The sequence below is a fragment of the Rhizobium sp. NLR22b genome (assembly GCF_019685295.1).
Classification (GTDB): Bacteria; Pseudomonadota; Alphaproteobacteria; order Rhizobiales; family Rhizobiaceae; genus Rhizobium.
The window spans coordinates 20,134-37,567 of the sequence record NZ_JABDWM010000010.1 but is presented as its reverse complement, the minus strand read 5'-3'; the positions used below and the strand labels follow the sequence as shown (position 1 = coordinate 37,567).

16 protein-coding genes are annotated in these 17,434 nt (G+C 61.5%); 6 read left to right on the top strand and 10 right to left on the bottom strand.

Annotation, left to right across the window (positions count from 1 at the left end; translation table 11 throughout):
* The first annotated feature begins 4 nt into the window (after positions 1–4).
* Positions 5–829, top strand: a complete 825-nt coding sequence (locus HJC00_RS17265; protein ID WP_210630329.1) for a transglutaminase family protein — start codon at positions 5–7, stop codon at positions 827–829.
* A 21-nt stretch (positions 830–850) separates the two neighbouring features.
* Here HJC00_RS17265 and HJC00_RS17260 read toward each other — a convergent pair whose 3' ends face one another.
* From HJC00_RS17260 to chvE, 8 genes are all read right to left on the bottom strand, one after another.
* Positions 851–1,261 (bottom strand): type II toxin-antitoxin system VapC family toxin, encoded by a 411-nt coding sequence (locus HJC00_RS17260; protein ID WP_221123062.1) that lies wholly within the window; start codon positions 1,259–1,261, stop codon positions 851–853.
* Positions 1,258–1,500: a type II toxin-antitoxin system Phd/YefM family antitoxin gene (locus HJC00_RS17255; protein WP_210630325.1), complete on the bottom strand. Its 243-nt coding sequence runs from the start codon at positions 1,498–1,500 to the stop codon at positions 1,258–1,260. The genes HJC00_RS17260 and HJC00_RS17255 overlap by 4 nt, the downstream gene beginning before the upstream one ends.
* Positions 1,501–1,646: 146 nt before the next feature.
* Positions 1,647–3,386, bottom strand: a complete 1,740-nt coding sequence (gene araD / locus HJC00_RS17250; RefSeq protein ID WP_221164401.1) for an L-arabinonate dehydratase — start codon at positions 3,384–3,386, stop codon at positions 1,647–1,649.
* A gap of 61 nt (positions 3,387–3,447) precedes the next feature.
* Complete coding sequence (locus tag HJC00_RS17245; protein WP_210630322.1) at positions 3,448–4,881, bottom strand: aldehyde dehydrogenase family protein; 1,434 nt, start codon at positions 4,879–4,881, stop codon at positions 3,448–3,450.
* Between the two features lie 67 nt (positions 4,882–4,948).
* The gene (araD1, locus tag HJC00_RS17240) at positions 4,949–5,944 is read right to left on the bottom strand and encodes an AraD1 family protein (protein WP_210630320.1); all 996 of its coding nucleotides are present in this window, start codon (positions 5,942–5,944) and stop codon (positions 4,949–4,951) included.
* 116 nt (positions 5,945–6,060) lie between these two features.
* On the bottom strand, positions 6,061–7,272 hold the full coding sequence (gene mmsB / locus HJC00_RS17235; RefSeq protein ID WP_210630318.1) for a multiple monosaccharide ABC transporter permease: 1,212 nt from the start codon (positions 7,270–7,272) through the stop codon (positions 6,061–6,063).
* A complete protein-coding gene (gene mmsA, locus HJC00_RS17230) occupies positions 7,269–8,807 on the bottom strand; it encodes a multiple monosaccharide ABC transporter ATP-binding protein (protein WP_064804299.1) in 1,539 nt (512 codons plus the stop codon). The genes mmsB and mmsA overlap by 4 nt, the downstream gene beginning before the upstream one ends.
* A gap of 96 nt (positions 8,808–8,903) precedes the next feature.
* Positions 8,904–9,968 carry a multiple monosaccharide ABC transporter substrate-binding protein gene (gene chvE / locus HJC00_RS17225; protein WP_004668889.1) on the bottom strand — a complete coding sequence of 355 codons (1,065 nt, stop codon included), beginning with the start codon at positions 9,966–9,968 and terminating at the stop codon, positions 8,904–8,906.
* A gap of 271 nt (positions 9,969–10,239) precedes the next feature.
* Here chvE and HJC00_RS17220 point away from each other — a divergent pair, with 271 nt between their 5' ends.
* The 3 genes from HJC00_RS17220 to HJC00_RS17210 all read left to right on the top strand — a co-directional run bounded on the left by HJC00_RS17220 (position 10,240) and on the right by HJC00_RS17210 (position 12,960).
* A complete protein-coding gene (locus tag HJC00_RS17220; RefSeq protein ID WP_210630316.1) occupies positions 10,240–11,247 on the top strand; it encodes a LysR family transcriptional regulator in 1,008 nt (335 codons plus the stop codon).
* A gap of 93 nt (positions 11,248–11,340) precedes the next feature.
* Positions 11,341–11,802 (top strand): hypothetical protein, encoded by a 462-nt coding sequence (locus tag HJC00_RS17215; RefSeq protein WP_221164400.1) that lies wholly within the window; start codon positions 11,341–11,343, stop codon positions 11,800–11,802.
* A gap of 306 nt (positions 11,803–12,108) precedes the next feature.
* On the top strand, positions 12,109–12,960 hold the full coding sequence (locus tag HJC00_RS17210) for a Hint domain-containing protein (protein ID WP_221164399.1): 852 nt from the start codon (positions 12,109–12,111) through the stop codon (positions 12,958–12,960).
* A 173-nt stretch (positions 12,961–13,133) separates the two neighbouring features.
* Here HJC00_RS17210 and HJC00_RS17205 read toward each other — a convergent pair whose 3' ends face one another.
* A complete protein-coding gene (locus HJC00_RS17205) occupies positions 13,134–13,418 on the bottom strand; it encodes a hypothetical protein (protein ID WP_221164398.1) in 285 nt (94 codons plus the stop codon).
* Between the two features lie 157 nt (positions 13,419–13,575).
* On the opposite strand from HJC00_RS17205, the gene iolG reads away from it, so the two are divergent.
* On the top strand, positions 13,576–14,568 hold the full coding sequence (gene iolG / locus HJC00_RS17200; RefSeq protein ID WP_221164397.1) for an inositol 2-dehydrogenase: 993 nt from the start codon (positions 13,576–13,578) through the stop codon (positions 14,566–14,568).
* A 273-nt stretch (positions 14,569–14,841) separates the two neighbouring features.
* Here iolG and HJC00_RS17195 read toward each other — a convergent pair whose 3' ends face one another.
* Positions 14,842–16,065: an ROK family protein gene (locus HJC00_RS17195; RefSeq protein ID WP_210630306.1), complete on the bottom strand. Its 1,224-nt coding sequence runs from the start codon at positions 16,063–16,065 to the stop codon at positions 14,842–14,844.
* A gap of 273 nt (positions 16,066–16,338) precedes the next feature.
* On the opposite strand from HJC00_RS17195, the gene xylF reads away from it, so the two are divergent.
* Positions 16,339–17,379 (top strand): D-xylose ABC transporter substrate-binding protein, encoded by a 1,041-nt coding sequence (xylF, locus tag HJC00_RS17190; protein ID WP_085860222.1) that lies wholly within the window; start codon positions 16,339–16,341, stop codon positions 17,377–17,379.
* The last annotated feature ends 55 nt before the right edge of the window (positions 17,380–17,434 follow it).

The window sequence follows — 17,434 nt, the reverse complement described above, 5'->3', positions numbered from 1 at the left end:
GCACATGAGACTGAAAATCAGCCATCTCACCGAATACCGCTACGACGAACCGGCGCAGTTCTCGCTGCAACGGCTGAGACTGACACCGCCGACAACGGCAGCCCAGAACGTGCTCGGCTGGTCCCTGAAAGTCGAGGGCGCCACCCCGGAGGTGGAATACGACGACCAGTACGGCAACCACGTCAACCTGGTCTCGCTGGAAGGCACGCAGCACGTGACGCGAATCCTCGCCGAGGGCGAGGTCGAGACCGCGGACAATAACGGCGTCACCGGCCCACATACCGGTTTCTGCCCGCTCTGGCTCTTCCTGCGCGAGACGCCGCTCACCAAAAGCGGCAAGCTGGTCAAGGAACTGGTTAAAAGCGTCAGCGGCGATAACGAGCTCGCCCGTCTGCATGCGTTGATGGCCGCCATCCACGAAACGGTCGACTACCGCCCCGGCACCAGCGACACGGCGACGACGGCGGAACAGGCGCTGGAGAAGAAAAGCGGCGTCTGCCAGGACCATGCGCACATCTTCGTCGCCGCCGCCCGCGCCCTGCAGGTGCCGGCGCGTTATGTCTCCGGCTATTTGATGATGGAAGAAAAGATCGAACAGTCGGCGACCCATGCCTGGGCCGAGGCCCATATCTCCGGGCTCGGCTGGGTCGGCTTCGATCCGGCCAACGAAATCTGCCCGGATGAACGCTATGTCCGCATCGCCTCCGGCCTCTGCTACCGCGACGCGGCCCCGATCTCGGGCATGCGTATCGGCACTCCGGGGGAAACGCTGTCCGTCACCGTGAAGGTGGAAGACAACGGGCAGATGCAAAGCCAGAGCCAGAGCTGAGCGAGGGCGGTAACGGCGTATCTATCCAGCCGCGACGACCTGGAGGTGGCCGCGCGCTCCGTAGCTGAGGATTGCCTGATCCGCCGTCAGCAACGGCACGCGATGAAATCGGGCTGTAGCCGCGATGATGCGGTCCGCGGGGTCAGCATGAAACTCGCCGGGCAGCCGGACGCTGTCTATCGCGATGGAAGGCTCGATCGGCGCGAGCTGAATCCCGGGGAGCGACAGAGCGCTGTCGATCCATCGCCCGACATCGTCGCCGAGCGCCAAGCGCCCCTTCTGCACGAGCATGGCGATTTCCCAGGGTGTGATCGCCGAAATCAGAATCCGGCTTTTGCCGGTCATCTCGTCAATGATGCCCCGGGCCTGTGAACCCAGACGCGCATCGTCCTGCATTGCCCAGACGAGGATGTGCGTATCGATGACGATCAACGGAGGGCGTCCCAATCCTCCGGCTCGAGGGCCGGAGACAGAGGATCGTCATAGCGCAATACGCTGCCCTTCATCGCGCCGATGATGCTCTTGCGTTCGCCTGTGTCGCGCGCCGGGGAAAGCACGGCAACCGGCTTGCCGCGCTTGGTGATAACGATGGATTCATCGTCGCTGCGCATCTGATCGATCAGATTCAGGCATTTCGCCTTGAATTCCGCAGCACCGATTACCTTTGACATGACCATATCTCCTGTACACTTGTACAGCATATAGCACTATATCCGCATTCAACAAGTTCGAGCGCGAACGGTTCGAAAGAAATCTTCAGCAAAAAGGCGGGGCAAAAAGCCCCGCCTCTTCGCGATTCCAGATCGGCAAGCCCTGCTCAGTGGCTGTCCTTGCCGACCGCATTTCCGCGACATCCCTTGAGGAAGTCGAGATCGGCGCCAGTATCGGCTCCTTCGACATGCTGCTGATGCAGGAAGGCATAGCCCGATGTCGGCAAGTCATGGTTCGGCTGCCATTCGGCGAGACGGCGCGCCAGTTCCTCGTCTGATATGTCGAGATGCAGGCGACGGTTCGGCACGTCGAGTTCGATCATGTCGCCGTTCTTGACGACCGCCAGCGGTCCACCGACCGCCGCTTCCGGCGAGGTGTGCAGCACGACGGTACCATAGGCCGTTCCCGACATGCGGGCGTCTGATATCCGCACCATGTCGAGGATGCCCTTCTTCAGCACCTTCGGCGGCAGGCCCATGTTGCCGACCTCGGCCATGCCGGGATAACCCTTCGGGCCGCAGTTCTTCATGACCATGACGCAATTCTCGTCGATGTCGAGATTGTCGTCGTTGATCTTCGCCTTGTAGTCGTCGATATCCTCGAACACGACGGCCCTGCCCCGGTGCACCAGGAGATGCGGCGAGGCTGCCGAAGGCTTCAGCACCGCGCCCTTCGGCGCCAGGTTGCCGCGCAGCACGACGATGCCGCCCGAAGAGGTCAGCGCCTTTTCAGCAGGCAGGATGACGTCCTCGTTCCAGTTGATGACGTCCTTGACCTCGTCCCAGACGGTTTCGCCGGAGACCGTCAACGCATCCTTGTGCAGGAGGCCCGCCTCGCCGAGGCGCTTCAGCACGACGGGCAGGCCGCCGGCATAGAAGAACTCTTCCATCAGGTATTTGCCCGACGGCATCAGGTTGACGATCGTCGGAACGTCGCGGCCGCAACGGTCCCAATCGTCGAGCGTCAGATCGATGCCGACGCGGCCGGCGATCGCCAGCAGATGGATGACGGCATTGGTCGATCCGCCGATCGCCGCATTGGTGCGGATGGCGTTTTCGAAGGCCTGCTTTGACATGATCTCCGAGGGCTTCAGATCGTCCTTGACCATCTGCACGATACGGCGGCCGGTCAGTTGCGCCATGACCTTGCGGCGGGAATCGACGCCCGGGATTGCGGCATTGCCCGAGAGCGCCATGCCCAGCGCTTCGGCCATGGACGCCATCGTTGACGCCGTGCCCATCGTATTGCAGGTGCCCGACGAGCGGCTCATCGAAGCTTCCGCTTCGAGGAATTCGGCCTGCGTCATCTCGCCGGCCTTCACCATTTCGGAGAACTTCCACAGATGCGTGCCGGAGCCGACGCGCTCGCCGCGGAAATAGCCGTTCAGCATCGGCCCGCCGGTGACGACGATCGACGGCAGGTCGCAGGAGGCCGCCCCCATCAAGAGCGACGGCGTGGTCTTGTCGCAGCCGACGAGCAGCACACAGCCATCCATCGGCTGGCCACGGATCGCTTCTTCAACGGCCAGTGCCGCAAGGTTGCGGTACATCATCGCGGTCGGGCGGAAGGTGTTTTCCGATGCCGAGAACACCGGCACTTCGAGCGGGAAGCCGCCGGCCTCCCAGACGCCCGCCTTCACCTTCTCGGCGAGCTCTCTGAGATGACCGTTGCAGGGGGTCATATCCGACCAGGTGTTAAGGATGCCGATGACAGGCCGTCCGTCGAACAGGTCGTGCGGATAACCTTGGTTTTTAAGCCAGCCGCGATGATAAATCACGTCGCGGCTCGTGCCGCCGTACCATTCCTGCGACCTCAGCCTGCGCGGCCATTCCGCTTTCTTCTTCATAATCTCTGTCCTTCAGGTGATTGCCGGGCCGCCTCGTACGGCCCGGGTCATCGGATATGTCTCAAGCCAACGTGTAGGCCGTCTTGACCACGGTAAAGAATTCGCTCGCATACTTGCCCTGCTCACGCGGGCCGTAGGACGACCCCTTGCGGCCGCCGAACGGAACGTGGAAATCGACTCCCGCCGTCGGCAGGTTGACCATGACCATGCCGGCTTCCGAATTGCGCTTGAAATGCGTCGCATGCTTCAGGCTGGTCGTGGCAATGCCGGCCGAGAGCCCGAACGGCGTGTCGTTGGCGAGGGCAAGCGCCTCGTCGTAATCCTTCGCCCGGATCACCGAGACGACGGGTCCGAAGATTTCCTCGCGCGAAATGCGCATCTGGTTGGTCGCTTCGGTAAACAGCGTCGGCTGCAGATAGAAACCGGGCGTTTCGCGCGAGATGACCTCGCCGCCGAAGGCGAGCTTGGCCCCTTCCTTTTTGCCGATCTCGATATAGTCGGTATCGGTCTTCAGCTGCCGTTCGTCGACGACCGGACCGATATGGGTGCCGGCCTTGAGCGCATTGTCAACGACGAGCGTCTTCAGCTTGTCGGTGAGCGCCGCGACGAACTTGTCGTGGATGCCTTCGGTGACGATCAGACGCGAGGAAGCAGTGCAGCGCTGGCCCGTGGAGAAGAAGCCGGAATTGGCGGCAGCCTCGACGGCGACGTTGAGGTCGGCGTCGTCGAGCACCACCATCGGGTTCTTGCCGCCCATTTCCAGCTGGAACTTGCGGTTATGCTCGATGGACGCGGCGGCGACACGTCGGCCGGTGCCGGTGGAGCCGGTGAAGGTGATGCCGTGAACATCGGGGCTTTCGAGCATGGCCTGGCCTACGACCGAGCCCTTGCCCATGACGAGGTTCAGGACGCCCTTCGGCAGCCCTGCCCTATTGAGGATGTCGACGATCGCCCAGGAGCAGGCCGGCACCAGTTCGGCCGGCTTGAAGACGATCGTGTTGCCGTAGCAGAGCGCCGGCGCGATCTTCCAGGCGGGGATGGCGATCGGGAAGTTCCACGGCGTGATGATGCCGATGACACCGAGCGCTTCGCGGGTGATCTCGACACCGATATTCGGGCGAACTGACGGGATGACCTCGCCTGCGAGCCGCAGGGCCTCGCCAGCGAAGAATTCGAAGATCTGCGAGGCGCGGATGACTTCGCCGGTCGCCTCAGGCAGCGTCTTGCCCTCTTCGCGGGCGAGCAGCGCGCCGAGTTCGTCCTTGCGGGTCATGATCTCGTCGCCGGTCTTCTTCAGGATGACGTGGCGTTCCCAAATGCCCGAGCGCGACCAGGCCGGAAAGGCGGCCTTGGCGGCGGCGATAGCGTTTCTCGTGTCTTCCGCGCTGCCGTTGGCGTAGAGGCCGACGACCTCGTTCGTATCGGACGGGTTGATGTTCTTCGTCGCGTCCGTGCCGACCCATTCGCCGGCGATCAGGTTTTGATAAATGGTCATGGGCCCAACAAGCCTCCTTTACCGTTTACAAACACGGCCGGCCGCCGACGCGGCCAGGCCTCGAAAATCAGAGTTGCTTGACAACAATCTCTTCTTCGGCCGCCACCTTCAGCGGATTGCGCAGCGGCAGGCCGAATTCGGCGACTTCGATCTCGAAGAGGTCCCCCTCTTCCGTCTTGATGCCGTCGGCAAAGGACAGCGTCGCCGTGCCGAACATATGGACATGGACATCGCCCGGAACACGGAAGAGGCCATATTTGAAATGGTGATATTCGAGGTTCGCAAAGGTGTGCGACATGTTCGCCTCACCCGACAGGAAGGGCTTTTCGAAGATCACCTTGTCGCCGCGCTTGATGCGCGAAGTGCCGCGGATATCGTCGGGCGCGGCGCCGATGCGGATTTCCGGACCATAGGCCGCCGGGCGCAGTTTCGAGTGGGCCAGATAGAGATAGTTGATCCGTTCGGTGACGTGGTCCGAAAACTCGTTCGACAGGGCAAAACCGATGCGGAACGGCGAGCCGTCCTTGGCGATGACATAGATGCCCGCCATCTCAGGCTCTTCGCCGCCGTCAAGCGCGAAGGAGGGCGAGACGAGCGGAGCACCGGGGGCAGCCGTGCCATAGCCGTTGCCCTTGTAGAACCATTCGGGCTGCACGCCCTTTTTGCCAGCCTTCGGCTTGCCGTTCTCCAGCCCCATCTTGAACATCTTCATCGAGTCGGTCAGCGTTTCCTCGGCCGCCTCGGTGGTCTTCTTGTGCATGGAATCACGAGTGGCGGCAGAGCCGAGATGGGTGAGGCCGGTGCCGGTCAGATGCAGGTGGGCGGCGTCGGGATGGGTGATCGGCGGCAGGAAGCGGCCTTCAGCATAAGCCTTCTCAAGGTCGACGGTCTCGCCGTAACCATGGGCCTCGATAACAGCGGCAAGCGACTTGCCGCCGTCGGCGGCTTCCATCGCCAGCGCATAGACGCTGCCGGCGTTGTTGACCGACCTGGCCGCGCCGCCCTGCTCGCGCACGGCGACGACGATCTCTCCGTTGGCACCCTTGATCTGGGAAATAAGCACGACTTCAATCCTTCTCGTTTCGGCGAGTTTTAGAAAAAGCTCCGCCCGTCCGGCTCCCACGGGAGCCGGAATCCATCATTCATATGACTGCGAATGCCTGGGCTGCGCTTAGGCGCTCAGCCCTTGTTCTTGTTGTAGACGTCGAAGAACACGGCGGCGAGAAGCACCGCACCCTTGACCATCTGCTGCGAGTCGGTGCCGAGACCGTGGATCGACATGCCGTTGTTCATGATGCCCATGATAAGCGCGCCGATCACCGCACCCGTCACCTTGCCGACGCCGCCCTGGGCCGACGCGCCGCCGATGAAGCAGGCGGCGATGACGTCGAGCTCGAGACCGAAACCGCCCTTGGCCGTCGCCGAGTTGAGGCGCAGCGCCACGATCAGGCCGGCCAGACCGGCAAGCAGGCCCATATTGGCGAAGGTCAGGAAGGTCAGCCGCTCGGTATTGATACCGGAAAGCTTGGTCGCCTTCTCGTTGCCGCCCATGGCGTAGATGCGCCGGCCGATCGTGGTACGGCGAGTAATGAAGGCATAGGCAGCGACGAGGACGAGCATGACGACAAGCACGTTCGGGAAGCCGCGATAGATTGACAGCTGGTAGCCGAGCCCCAGGATGGCAAGCGAGACTATGATGTTCTGGGCCAGGAAGAAGCCCATCGGTTCGACGTCATTGCCATGCTTCTCGTTCGACAGGCGCTTGCGCCAGGCCAGGTAGAAGAGAGTGACGGCGCCGACGACGGTCAGGATGATCGAGGTCGAGTTGATGCCGCCCATGTCGATGAGGTTGGGCAGGAAGCCGATGCTGATCAGCTGGAACTCCGGCGGGAACGGACCGATGCTGGTGCCGGTGCCCGATGCCGTCATCACGAACAGCGTCAGGCCACGGAAAACCAGCATGCCAGCGAGCGTGACGATGAAGGACGGGATCTTGTGATAGGCGACGAAATAGCCCTGCAGGCCGCCGACCAGCGCGCCGAGCGCCAGGCAGACGACACCCGCCAGGACATAATTGACGTGCCACTGCACCGTCATCACCCCGGCGATGGCGCCGATGAAGCCGACGACCGACCCGACGGAAAGGTCGATATGGCCGGCGACGATGACCAGCAGCATGCCGAGCGCCATGATGACGATGAAGGAGTTCTGCAGAATGATGTTGGTCAGATTGAGCGGCCTGAAGAGAACGCCACCGGTCGAGAACTGGAAGAACACCATGATCGCGATGAGTGCGATGAACATGCCGTATTCGCGGATGTTGCCGCGGATATAGTCTCCGATCGAGACGACACGCCCCTGCTCAGCGATGGGTTGATTGATCGGCGTCATTGTTTCTTCTCCCCTGAGCGCATGATAGCGCGCATGATGGTTTCCTGGCTTGCTTCTCCCTTCGGCAGTTCAGCGACGATGCGTCCTTCGTTCATCACGTAGATGCGGTCACAAGTGCCAAGCAGTTCCGGCATTTCCGATGAGATCATCAGAACGCCTTTCCCATCGGCGGCAAGCTGGTTGATGATAGTGTAGATTTCGTATTTCGCGCCGACATCGATGCCGCGCGTCGGCTCGTCCAGGATCAGGACATCGGGACCGGAAAACAGCCACTTCGACAGAACCACCTTCTGCTGGTTGCCGCCGGAGAGATTGACCGTCTCCTGGAAGATGCTCGAGGAACGGATACGCAGCTTCGACCGATAGTCGGTGGCAACCCGCGATTCCTTGACGCTGTCGATCACCGAGGCATTCGACACCGCCTTCAGATTGACGAGCGTCGTGTTGTGCAGGATCGTGTCGTTGAGCACCAGGCCGAGCTGCTTGCGGTCTTCGGTGACGTAGGCGAGGCCGGCGTCGATCGCCTTGCGCACGGTGCTGACGTCGACCGGCTTGCCGTGCATCAGCGCCTCGCCCGAGACCTTGTGGCCATAGGACTTGCCGAACAGGCTCATGGCGAATTCGGTGCGCCCTGCCCCCATCAGCCCGGCGATACCGACAACTTCGCCCTTGCGAACGGTAACGTTGATATTGTGCAGGACCTGGCGGTCGCGGTGCTGCTGGTGATAGGCGTTCCAATTCTTCACTTCGAGAATGGTTTCGCCGATCGGCACCGAACGCGGGGGATAGCGGTCTTCGAGATCGCGGCCGACCATGTTGCGGATGATAATGTCTTCGCTGATCTCGTCGGCGTGACAGTCGAGCGTCTTGACGGTCATGCCGTCGCGCAGGACGGTGATCTGGTCGGCGACCTTGCGGATCTCGTTCAGTTTGTGGGAAATGATGATGGAGGTGATGCCCTGCTTGCGGAACTCCATCAGCAGGGTGAGCAGCGCATCGGAATCGCTTTCGTTGAGCGACGCCGTCGGCTCGTCGAGGATGAGCAGCTTGACGCTCTTCGACAGCGCCTTGGCGATCTCGACGAGCTGCTGCTTGCCGACACCGATGTCGGTCACCAGCGTGTTCGGAGATTCGGACAGGCCGACTTTCTTGAGCAGCTGCTTCGTGCGATTGAAGGTCTCGTCCCAGCTGATGACGCCGCTCTTGGCATTCTCGTTGCCGAGGAAAATGTTTTCGCCGATCGACAGCAACGGCACCAGCGCCAGTTCCTGGTGGATGATGACGATGCCGATTTCTTCGGAGTCCCTCAGCGCCTTGAAGTTGCGCGTCTCGCCTTCATAGACGATGTCGCCGTCATAACTTCCGGTGGGATAGACGCCCGATAGCACTTTCATCAGGGTCGATTTTCCGGCCCCGTTTTCGCCTACCAATGCGTGAATTTCACCCTTGCGAACCTTGAGGTTCACGTTCTCCAGCGCCTTGACGCCCGGGAACGTCTTGGTGATGCTCCGCATTTCGAGGATGGTATTGTCCATAGTCAAAGTTCCAGCGCCCCCAGCCCGTCAATGGATGGGTAATCATAAAATCGAAGGCCGGAACCCGCAAGCGCGAGCTCCGGCCTCCAGCTTAACTTACTTCAGCTTGTCTTCGGTGTAGTAACCGCTGTCGACGAGGATCTGCTTGTAGTTGGTCTTGTCGACGGCAACCGGCTTCAGCAGATAGGACGGAACGACCTTGACGCCGTTGTCGTAGGTCTTCGTGTCGTTGACCTCAGGCTCCTTGCCGGACATGACGGCATCGACCATGGCAACCGTGACCTTGGCGAGTTCGCGGGTGTCCTTGAAGATCGTTGAGTGCTGTTCGCCAGCAATGATCGACTTGACCGACGGGATTTCAGCGTCCTGGCCGGTGACGATCGGCAGCGGCTGAGCAGCCGTACCGTAACCAACGCCCTTCAGCGAGGAGATGATGCCGATCGAGAGGCCGTCATAGGGAGACAGGACGGCATCGACCTTGGCGTCGGTGTAGTTTGCCGAGAGCAGGTTGTCCATGCGGGCCTGGGCCGTTGCCGGATCCCAACGCAGCGTGCCGACCTTGTCCATGCCGGTCTGGCCGGACTTCACGACGAGCTTGCCCGAGTCGATGTAGGGCTGCAGGACGGACATTGCGCCATCATAGAAGAAGAAGGCGTTGTTGTCGTCCGGCGAGCCGCCGAAGAGTTCGATGTTGAACGGGCCCTTGCCGTCCTTGAGGCCGAGGCCGTCAACGATGGAGTTGGCCTGAAGAACGCCGACCTGGAAGTTGTCGAAGGTGGCGTAGTAGTCGACGTTGCCCGAATCGCGGATCAGACGGTCATAAGCGATGACCTTGATGCCGGCGTCGTGTGCCTTCTGCAGAACGTCGGACAGCGTGGTGCCGTCGATCGAAGCGATGACGAGGACCTTGACGCCCTTGGTCACCATGTTTTCGATCTGCGACAGCTGGTTCGGAATGTCGTCGTCGCCATACTGCAGGTCGGTGCCGTAACCGGCAGCCTGCAGCTGCTTGACGATGTTGTTGCCGTCATCGATCCAGCGGGCCGAAGCCTTGGTCGGCATGGCAATGCCGACGGTGCCCTTGTCGGCGGCCATCGCCGGTGCAACGAACGAAGCGACGCCGAAGGCAGCCGCGGCCATCAATGAGATAATGGATTTCATTTCTCTCTCCCTTGTTAATAGAGCAGCGGACGAAAAATCGCCCGCCCCGAAACTGTGGCAGGTTCCGTATTGGATAGTTACTTCAGATGGTGAGAAACGAAGTAGGTCTCCTCCACGATCTCACACGTGTTGAGTGCCAACCAGCACACGGCGGCAAACTGGTATGGATTCCTATAACTGTCAAATAGAATAAGTGGTAATGTGCATAACAATTTTGGTATATCGTTAAAAAGTATTACTTTTGATGGAGCGCAGTGGGGAGGCTGCAACCATGACGATCGTTTCAGAGCCCGTTTCGATGGATCACGTCGATATCCACAGCGACAATTTTGGCGACGACAGCTTTCTCCGTTCGGGACTTAAGCTAAATCACCTGCGCATCATCGTCGCAATCGAAGATAGCGGACAAATTTCCGCAGCCGCTGATGTGCTCAACATCTCGCAGCCCGCTGCATCGCGCATGCTGTCGGAAATGGAGGCGATCACCAAGACATCGCTCTATGAACGCGTCGCCCGAGGCGTGGTGCTGACAACCTTCGGCGCGGCCCTTGCCAGACGCGCCCGCAAGATCCTGCTGGAGCTGCGCGAGGCGAGCCGCGAGATCGGCGAATTGAAGAGCGGCAAGGGCGGCCCGGTGTTCATCGGCGCGGTGACGGCGCCGGCCATGAGCCTCGTCGTGCCGGCGATCAACAGGGTGCGCAAGGCCTATCCCGGCATCGAGATCAACATCCAGGTGGAGACGAGCAATGTGCTGGCGCGCGAGCTGCTTGCGGCCCGCCACGACTTCATCATCGGCCGCATTCCCGACGACCTCAACCCGCGCCTGTTCGAAGTGAAAGAGATTGGCATCGAACGCGCCTGCCTGATTGTGCGCAACCGCCATCCGCTCCTCAAAAAAAAGAAGACAAGCAGTCTTTCCGACGTCAGGGATTACGACTGGGTGTTCCAGCCGCCGGGCACGCTGCTGCGCCGCACGATCGAAGACATTTTCCTGTCGCGCGGCGTGGCGCTGCCGGGGAACATCGTCAACACCTCTTCGCTATTGCTCACCTGCGCCATCGTCTGCGAAACCGATGCGATCGCCCCCGTCGCCGTCGATGTCGCCCATTTCCTCGCCAGCCAAGGCGCCAAGGCGTCCGACGTGCGCATGCTGCCGATCGATTTCGACATCAACGTCAAGCCATACAGCCTGATCACGGCGAGAGAACGGGCGCTGCCGCCGAGCGCCAAGCTGCTCTACGACATCATCCTCGAGGAGAGCCGCAAGCAGGGCGGCTAGATGTGAGCTTTCCGGGCGACATCATGCTCCACCGATTTGACCGCAAGCCCTGCACCATCTTGCCAGGATCTAACGTCTTCGAGAGGAAGGCGCATGCTGTTCGGACAATCAGTATTTGAATCGGTGCTCGAGCGGCTGAAGGCGGAGGAAGAACCGGTCGAAGAGACGCAGGGGCCGGCTGCCCACCGCGTATCCGGGCTTGCCACCGGCCTCGCATTCGATGTCATGGAAGGCATTTCGGTCGCATCGCATCGGATCGGCGAAGCATATTTCGATAATCTGGGCAGCGAGCCTGCGGCCGAGGAGGCTCCCCCGCCGGCGCCGGAACCGGTCATGCCGGACCACCTCGCCCGCATCGCCCCGGAAGAGATCGCCGCCGAACTGGCGATCGCTGCCGCCGATACCCAACAGACGCTGAACGAGAAGCGGCGCGCCTTTGCCAGGGCCAATCATCCTGACGGCGTCGCAGAGCCTTTCCGCGACAATGCCAACAGGCGCATGATGATCGCCAATCTGCTGATCGACGAGGCGATGCGCCGCCTGCCGCAAAGCTGACGCTATCTCGAACGCCGGCAAACTCCCGACGCTATGGAAGAGAGCCGCCATCCGGCTCAATCCGAGCACGCTATATGTGCTGTTTTCCCGCGATTCAACCGATCATCATCGTACTCAGTTCGATTATTTCGCGCTGAGGTAGCGGATAAACCTCCTGCTTTTTGGTATCGGACATAGCGTATTTTCAGGATCCTACAGCCATGCCTACGCCCTTTTCAGTAGGGCACAGCGCTAACTGGCGAAATTGAATGCGATACAACACGTTGTAGCATCGAGCGGTTTAAATGTTTTCAGGAGACCGCCCACATGTCATCTACGGAAGATCCGAAGCAACCGCGCAACACGGCGCGCAGACATTTTCTAGGTGTAGCGGCAGCCGCCGGTGCTCGCCTTGCCGGCCTGGCAGCCATGGCCACGGCAATTTCCATCTCTCCGGCCAAAGCGATGGGTCGGCGTTGGGGACGGGGCGGCTCCGGTGGACACGGAGGTTCCGGCGGGAGCGGTGGCCATGGCGGCAGCGGCGCAAATTGCTTCCTGCGGGGAACGGCGATCCTCACCGATGGCGGTGAGAAGCCCGTCGAGGATCTCAGCATCGGTGATCGCGTTGCCCTTCCTGATGGCAGCACCCGTGCGGTAAAGTGGGTCGGCCGCCAAAGCTTCAAGACGAGCGGCGGACGCTGGCAAAAAGACGTCGTGCCGATCCGAGTTTGCCGCCGCGCACTGGACGGGCACACACCCCATTCGGATCTTTATCTGTCGCCTGGCCACGCGCTGTACCTGAACGGCGTTTTGATCCAGGTGAAGGAGCTCGTGAACGGCACGACGATTGCACCGGTCGCTCCCGCCCCCGACCGATCGATCGACTACTATGCCGTCATGCTCGATACGCACGAAGCTATCCTTGCCGAAGGTGCTGCGGCTGAGTCCTTCCATCTGAAAAACAGCAATCACGAGAACTTCTGCAATTTTGCAGAATACCAGCGTCTCTATGGCGAGGAACACATCGTGATGACATCTTTTGCGCCTTTGTTGGGAGGCGGCTGGTCGCATTTGAAAGCGCTTCTTCTGCTCGGCGTCTCGCCACTTTTACCGATACGCGATCCCTTCGGGGATGCTTGCGAAAAGATCGCCGCGCAAGCCAGGGAATTGTCACTCTGACAGGACGGGAATGCGCATAGACCGCGCTCGCTTCACCCGAAGCCGTGCGCCGGCTTTGCGACAATATCGAACAAAGATGTCAAGCGCGGCGCGCATCGGAAAGAGCGCGGCGCGCTTCGGCTGCGACGAAGCCGATGAGCTCGCCGATCTCTTGATCGGCGAATCGCCCGCTACTATTCCGCCTGCCCATCTTTCGAGGGCTTTTTGGCGGATGTCTCATCGGCCTCGTCCTCTCCCTCGACGCCAGGCTGCGCAGCCGGCTCTGCCGACTGCTGTTGCGGCTTGAAGGTCCAGAACAGCATATAGAAGGCATAGGCGCCGGCCGCCGCGGAGATCACCGCCCAGAAGGGATCACCGCCAATAATCTCGACCGCGGCCCAGCCGAAGCAGACGGCAACGATGCCGACACGCACCCAGAGGCGCTGGTATGCCGGATGATTCGGATCGATCAGTTGCATGTCTGTCCCCGCGGTCGCATTTTGTCGCACTGTCCTTTAGTTGGAATCTTGCAAATGTGAAAGAGTCGCGGGCTTGACGCGACGCGCAGATGATGGAATGAAAATTCCAGATTTATGGTAATTCGGTTTATTTGTTCCGAATTCAAGGGAGATTGAAATGACTGTAAGATTTGGTCTTCTCGGCGCCGGCCGCATCGGCAAGGTCCACGCCAAGGCCGTCAGCGGCGATGCCAATGCGACGCTGGTTGCGGTCGCGGACGCCTTTCCGCAGGCGGCGGAAGCAATCGCTTCTGCCTATGGCTGCGAAGTCCGCACCATCGGGGCAATCGAGGCGGCAAAGGATATCGACGCCGTCGTCATCTGCACGCCGACCGACACCCATGCCGACCTGATCGAGCGCTTCGCCCGCGCCGGCAAGGCGATCTTCTGCGAAAAGCCCATTGATCTCGACGTCGCCCGCGTCAAGGCCTGCATCAAGGTGGTGGAAGCGACCGGCGCCAAGCTGATGGTCGGCTTCAACCGCCGCTTCGACCCGCATTTCATGGCGGTGCGCAAGGTCATCGACGACGGCAAGATCGGTGATGTCGAGATGGTGACGATCACCTCGCGTGATCCCGGCGCCCCGCCGGTCGACTATATCAAGCGCTCGGGCGGCATCTTCCGTGACATGACGATCCACGATTTCGATATGGCCCGCTTCCTGCTCGGCGAAGAGCCGGTCTCGGTGCTGGCGACCGCCGCCGTGCTCGTCGACAAGGCGATCGGCGAAGCCGGCGATTATGACAGCGTCTCGGTGATCCTGCAGACCGCTTCGGGCAAGCAGGCCATCATCTCCAACTCCCGCCGCGCCACCTATGGCTATGACCAGCGCATCGAAGTGCACGGTTCCAAGGGCATGGCGGCAGCCGAAAACCAGCGCCCGGTCTCGATCGAGGTGGCAAACGGCGACGGTTACACCCGCCCGCCGCTGCATGATTTCTTCATGACCCGCTACACCGAAGCCTATGCCAACGAGATCGCCGCCTTCATCGCGGCGATCGAGAAGGGCACGAAGTTTGCCCCCTCCGGCGCCGATGGCCTGGCAGCGCTGGCGCTCGCAGACGCCGCCGTCCAGTCGGTCAAGGAAGGCAAGCTGATCAAGATCGGCTGACGGTCCTCTCCCGACCGGAAGTCGTGCATGAGATGGCCGGGCTCTGCCCGGCCGTTTTGCGTTTGGCTGTGCTCGGCCTTGTGTCAGGGCTGGCCGACTTGTGACGGGGCTGCCCCTCATCCGGCTGCTGCCATAACGGGGCGAAGGGAATATGCCGCGGCCTCTCCGTCCCTCGCTACCTCTCGCAGGGCAAGTCCCCTCGCCCCGTTATTACGGGGAGAAGGTTAGGGTGAGGGGCAGCCATCAACGCCGAAGCGCCGCCAGGATCTCTCCCTAATCCGCCCCCTGCCCCCCCGACAGCACAATATCCTGGTCGATCACCGAGAGCGCCCGGTTGAGGTGGCCCTCGAAGACGAGGATGGGTTCGTCGGCGACGACGCGGATCTCCGGCATGCCTTCCATGCGCACGATATGCGACTGCCCGAGGCCCTCTTCGATGCCCTGGCGCAGCAGGTCATAGTAGCGGGTGCCGGGGCCGGTGATGGCGATCGGCATGCGTTCGGTGAGGCTCAGCATGCGCGACAGACCGTTGCCGAGCGCCAGCCCGGCCTGGCGGAAAGCGAACGCCGAGGTTCGGTGGCCCTGGCGGGCGCGGGCGGCGATCTTGTCGAGTTCGGCGACGGGCACGAATTTGGCCGGGATCGTATCGAGCGGCACTTCGAAGGCGCTGCGCAGGATGGCGTAGAAACCGGCATAGGCTTCGATGCAGCCGCGGGTGCCGCAGCGGCAGAGACCGCCACCCGCCATGTGCAGCATGTGGCCAAAATTGGGAGCGGAGATCTCCTGGCCGGTCTGGCCGCCGCGCCGGACGATTCCGAGTCCGATGCTGTGGCCGAGCGACAGTGCCGCGAGCGAACGGAAATCGGTGCCCTTGGCGATCTCCTCGCGGGCGCCGAGCGCGGCGGCGACGAGCAGCGTCTCGTTGTCGAGGATGACCTTGGCCTGCCAGTCCGGTCGCAGCGCCGATGCGAAATCGATCTGGTCACTGCCGAAGATCGGCGACCACAGAAGAACCGGCTCGGCGGAATGGACGAGGCCCTTGGAACTGATCGAGATCAGCAGCACCTTGTCCTGGGAGATCCGGGAGCGATCGAGAATGCGCGAAAGCCCGGCCTGCACCCGGGCGACGAAGCGGACGGCACCCGCCGGATCATGCGAACGCTCCTCGCTGAAGCGGTCGATCAGCTTGCCTGCATAATCCACCAGCGAATATTGCACGGCATCCGAGGAGATGATGACGACGATCAGATAGCCGCAATCGCGCCGCTGGCGCAACAGCACGCGCGGCCGGCCGCGGCCGCTTGCCGCCTGCTGCTCGGACTTTTCGATGATCTGGGCGCGTTCCAGATCGGCTGTTATCGCCGAGATGGTGGCCGAGGAAAGGCCGGTGAAATCGGATATTTCGGTATGGGCGAGCGCGCCGTGGCGCCGCAGCACGGACAGCACGAGCACGCTGTTTCTCTGCCGGACCAGCTCCGTGCTCGACTTGGTCAGCATGGATGCCGCCCTCTCCTCCTGCTTTCGTGAGACCATGACGCCGCCTGAAAACCGCTTACGGTTTTCGGCATCATGCTCTTCATCCGCCCTCACCTTCCCCTGCATCTCCGGTCGCTTTTGCGCAAGCGAATTAAGCCGGCGATGCAGAGTTGACAGTTGAAAAAATCTCTGACAGTTAATTTCTCGACTGTCGAGAAAAAAATCTCGACAGCTTTCGCGGTGGCCGGAGGAAGCATGGGCTGGGCCGGTCGCAACTCACTCGGGAGGACACTTATGAAGTCTATTATGAAACTGATGGCAGGGGCTGCCATTCTCGTTTCCGTGCATACTGCCGCCATGGCTGCCGATCTCGTCGTCGGCGTTTCCTGGTCGAATTTCCAGGAAGAGCGCTGGAAGACCGACGAAGCCGCCATCAAGAAGGCTCTCGAAGCCAAGGGCGCCAAATATATTTCCGCTGACGCGCAGTCCTCGGCCGCCAAGCAGCTCACCGACGTCGAATCGCTGATCTCGCAGGGCGCCAATGCGCTGATCATCCTTGCCCAGGATTCCGACGCCATCGGCCCGGCGATCGAAAAGGCCGCGGCCGAAGGCATCCCGGTTGTCGGCTACGACCGGCTGATCGAAAACCCGGCTGCCTTCTACATCACCTTCGACAACAAGGAAGTCGGCCGCCTGCAGGCCGAGGGCGTCTTCAAAGCCAAGCCGGAAGGCAACTACGTCTTCATCAAGGGCTCTTCTTCCGACCCGAACGCCGACTTCCTGTTCTCGGGCCAGCAGGAAGTGCTGAAGGCTGCGATCGACGCCGGCAAGATCAAGAATGTCGGCGAAGCCTATACCGACGGCTGGCTGCCGGAGAATGCTCAGCGCAACATGGAGCAGTTCCTGACCGCCAACAACAACAAGGTTGACGCTGTCGTCGCCTCCAACGACGGCACGGCCGGCGGCGCGATCGCAGCGCTCGACGCCCAGGGCCTCGCCGGCTCCGTTCCGGTGTCCGGCCAGGACGGCGACAAGGCGGCGCTGAACCGCATCGCGCTCGGCACGCAGACGGTTTCCGTCTGGAAGGACAGCCGCGAACTCGGCAAGCGCGCCGCTGAAATCGCTCTCGACCTCGCGGGCGGCAAGGATATGAGCAAGATCGACGGCGCCCAGGCCTTCAAGGGCGGGCCGAAGGGCGTGGAAATGCAGTCTGTCTTCCTGAAGCCGCTTGCCATCACCAAGGACAATCTGAACGTCGTCATCGACGCCGGCTGGATTTCCAAGGCTGAAGCCTGCCAGGGCGTCAAAGCCGGCACGGTTGCTGCCTGCAAATAGGCCAGCTTTGAATTAGAATAACCGGCGCCGCAGCGGATACCGTTGCGGCGCCGGA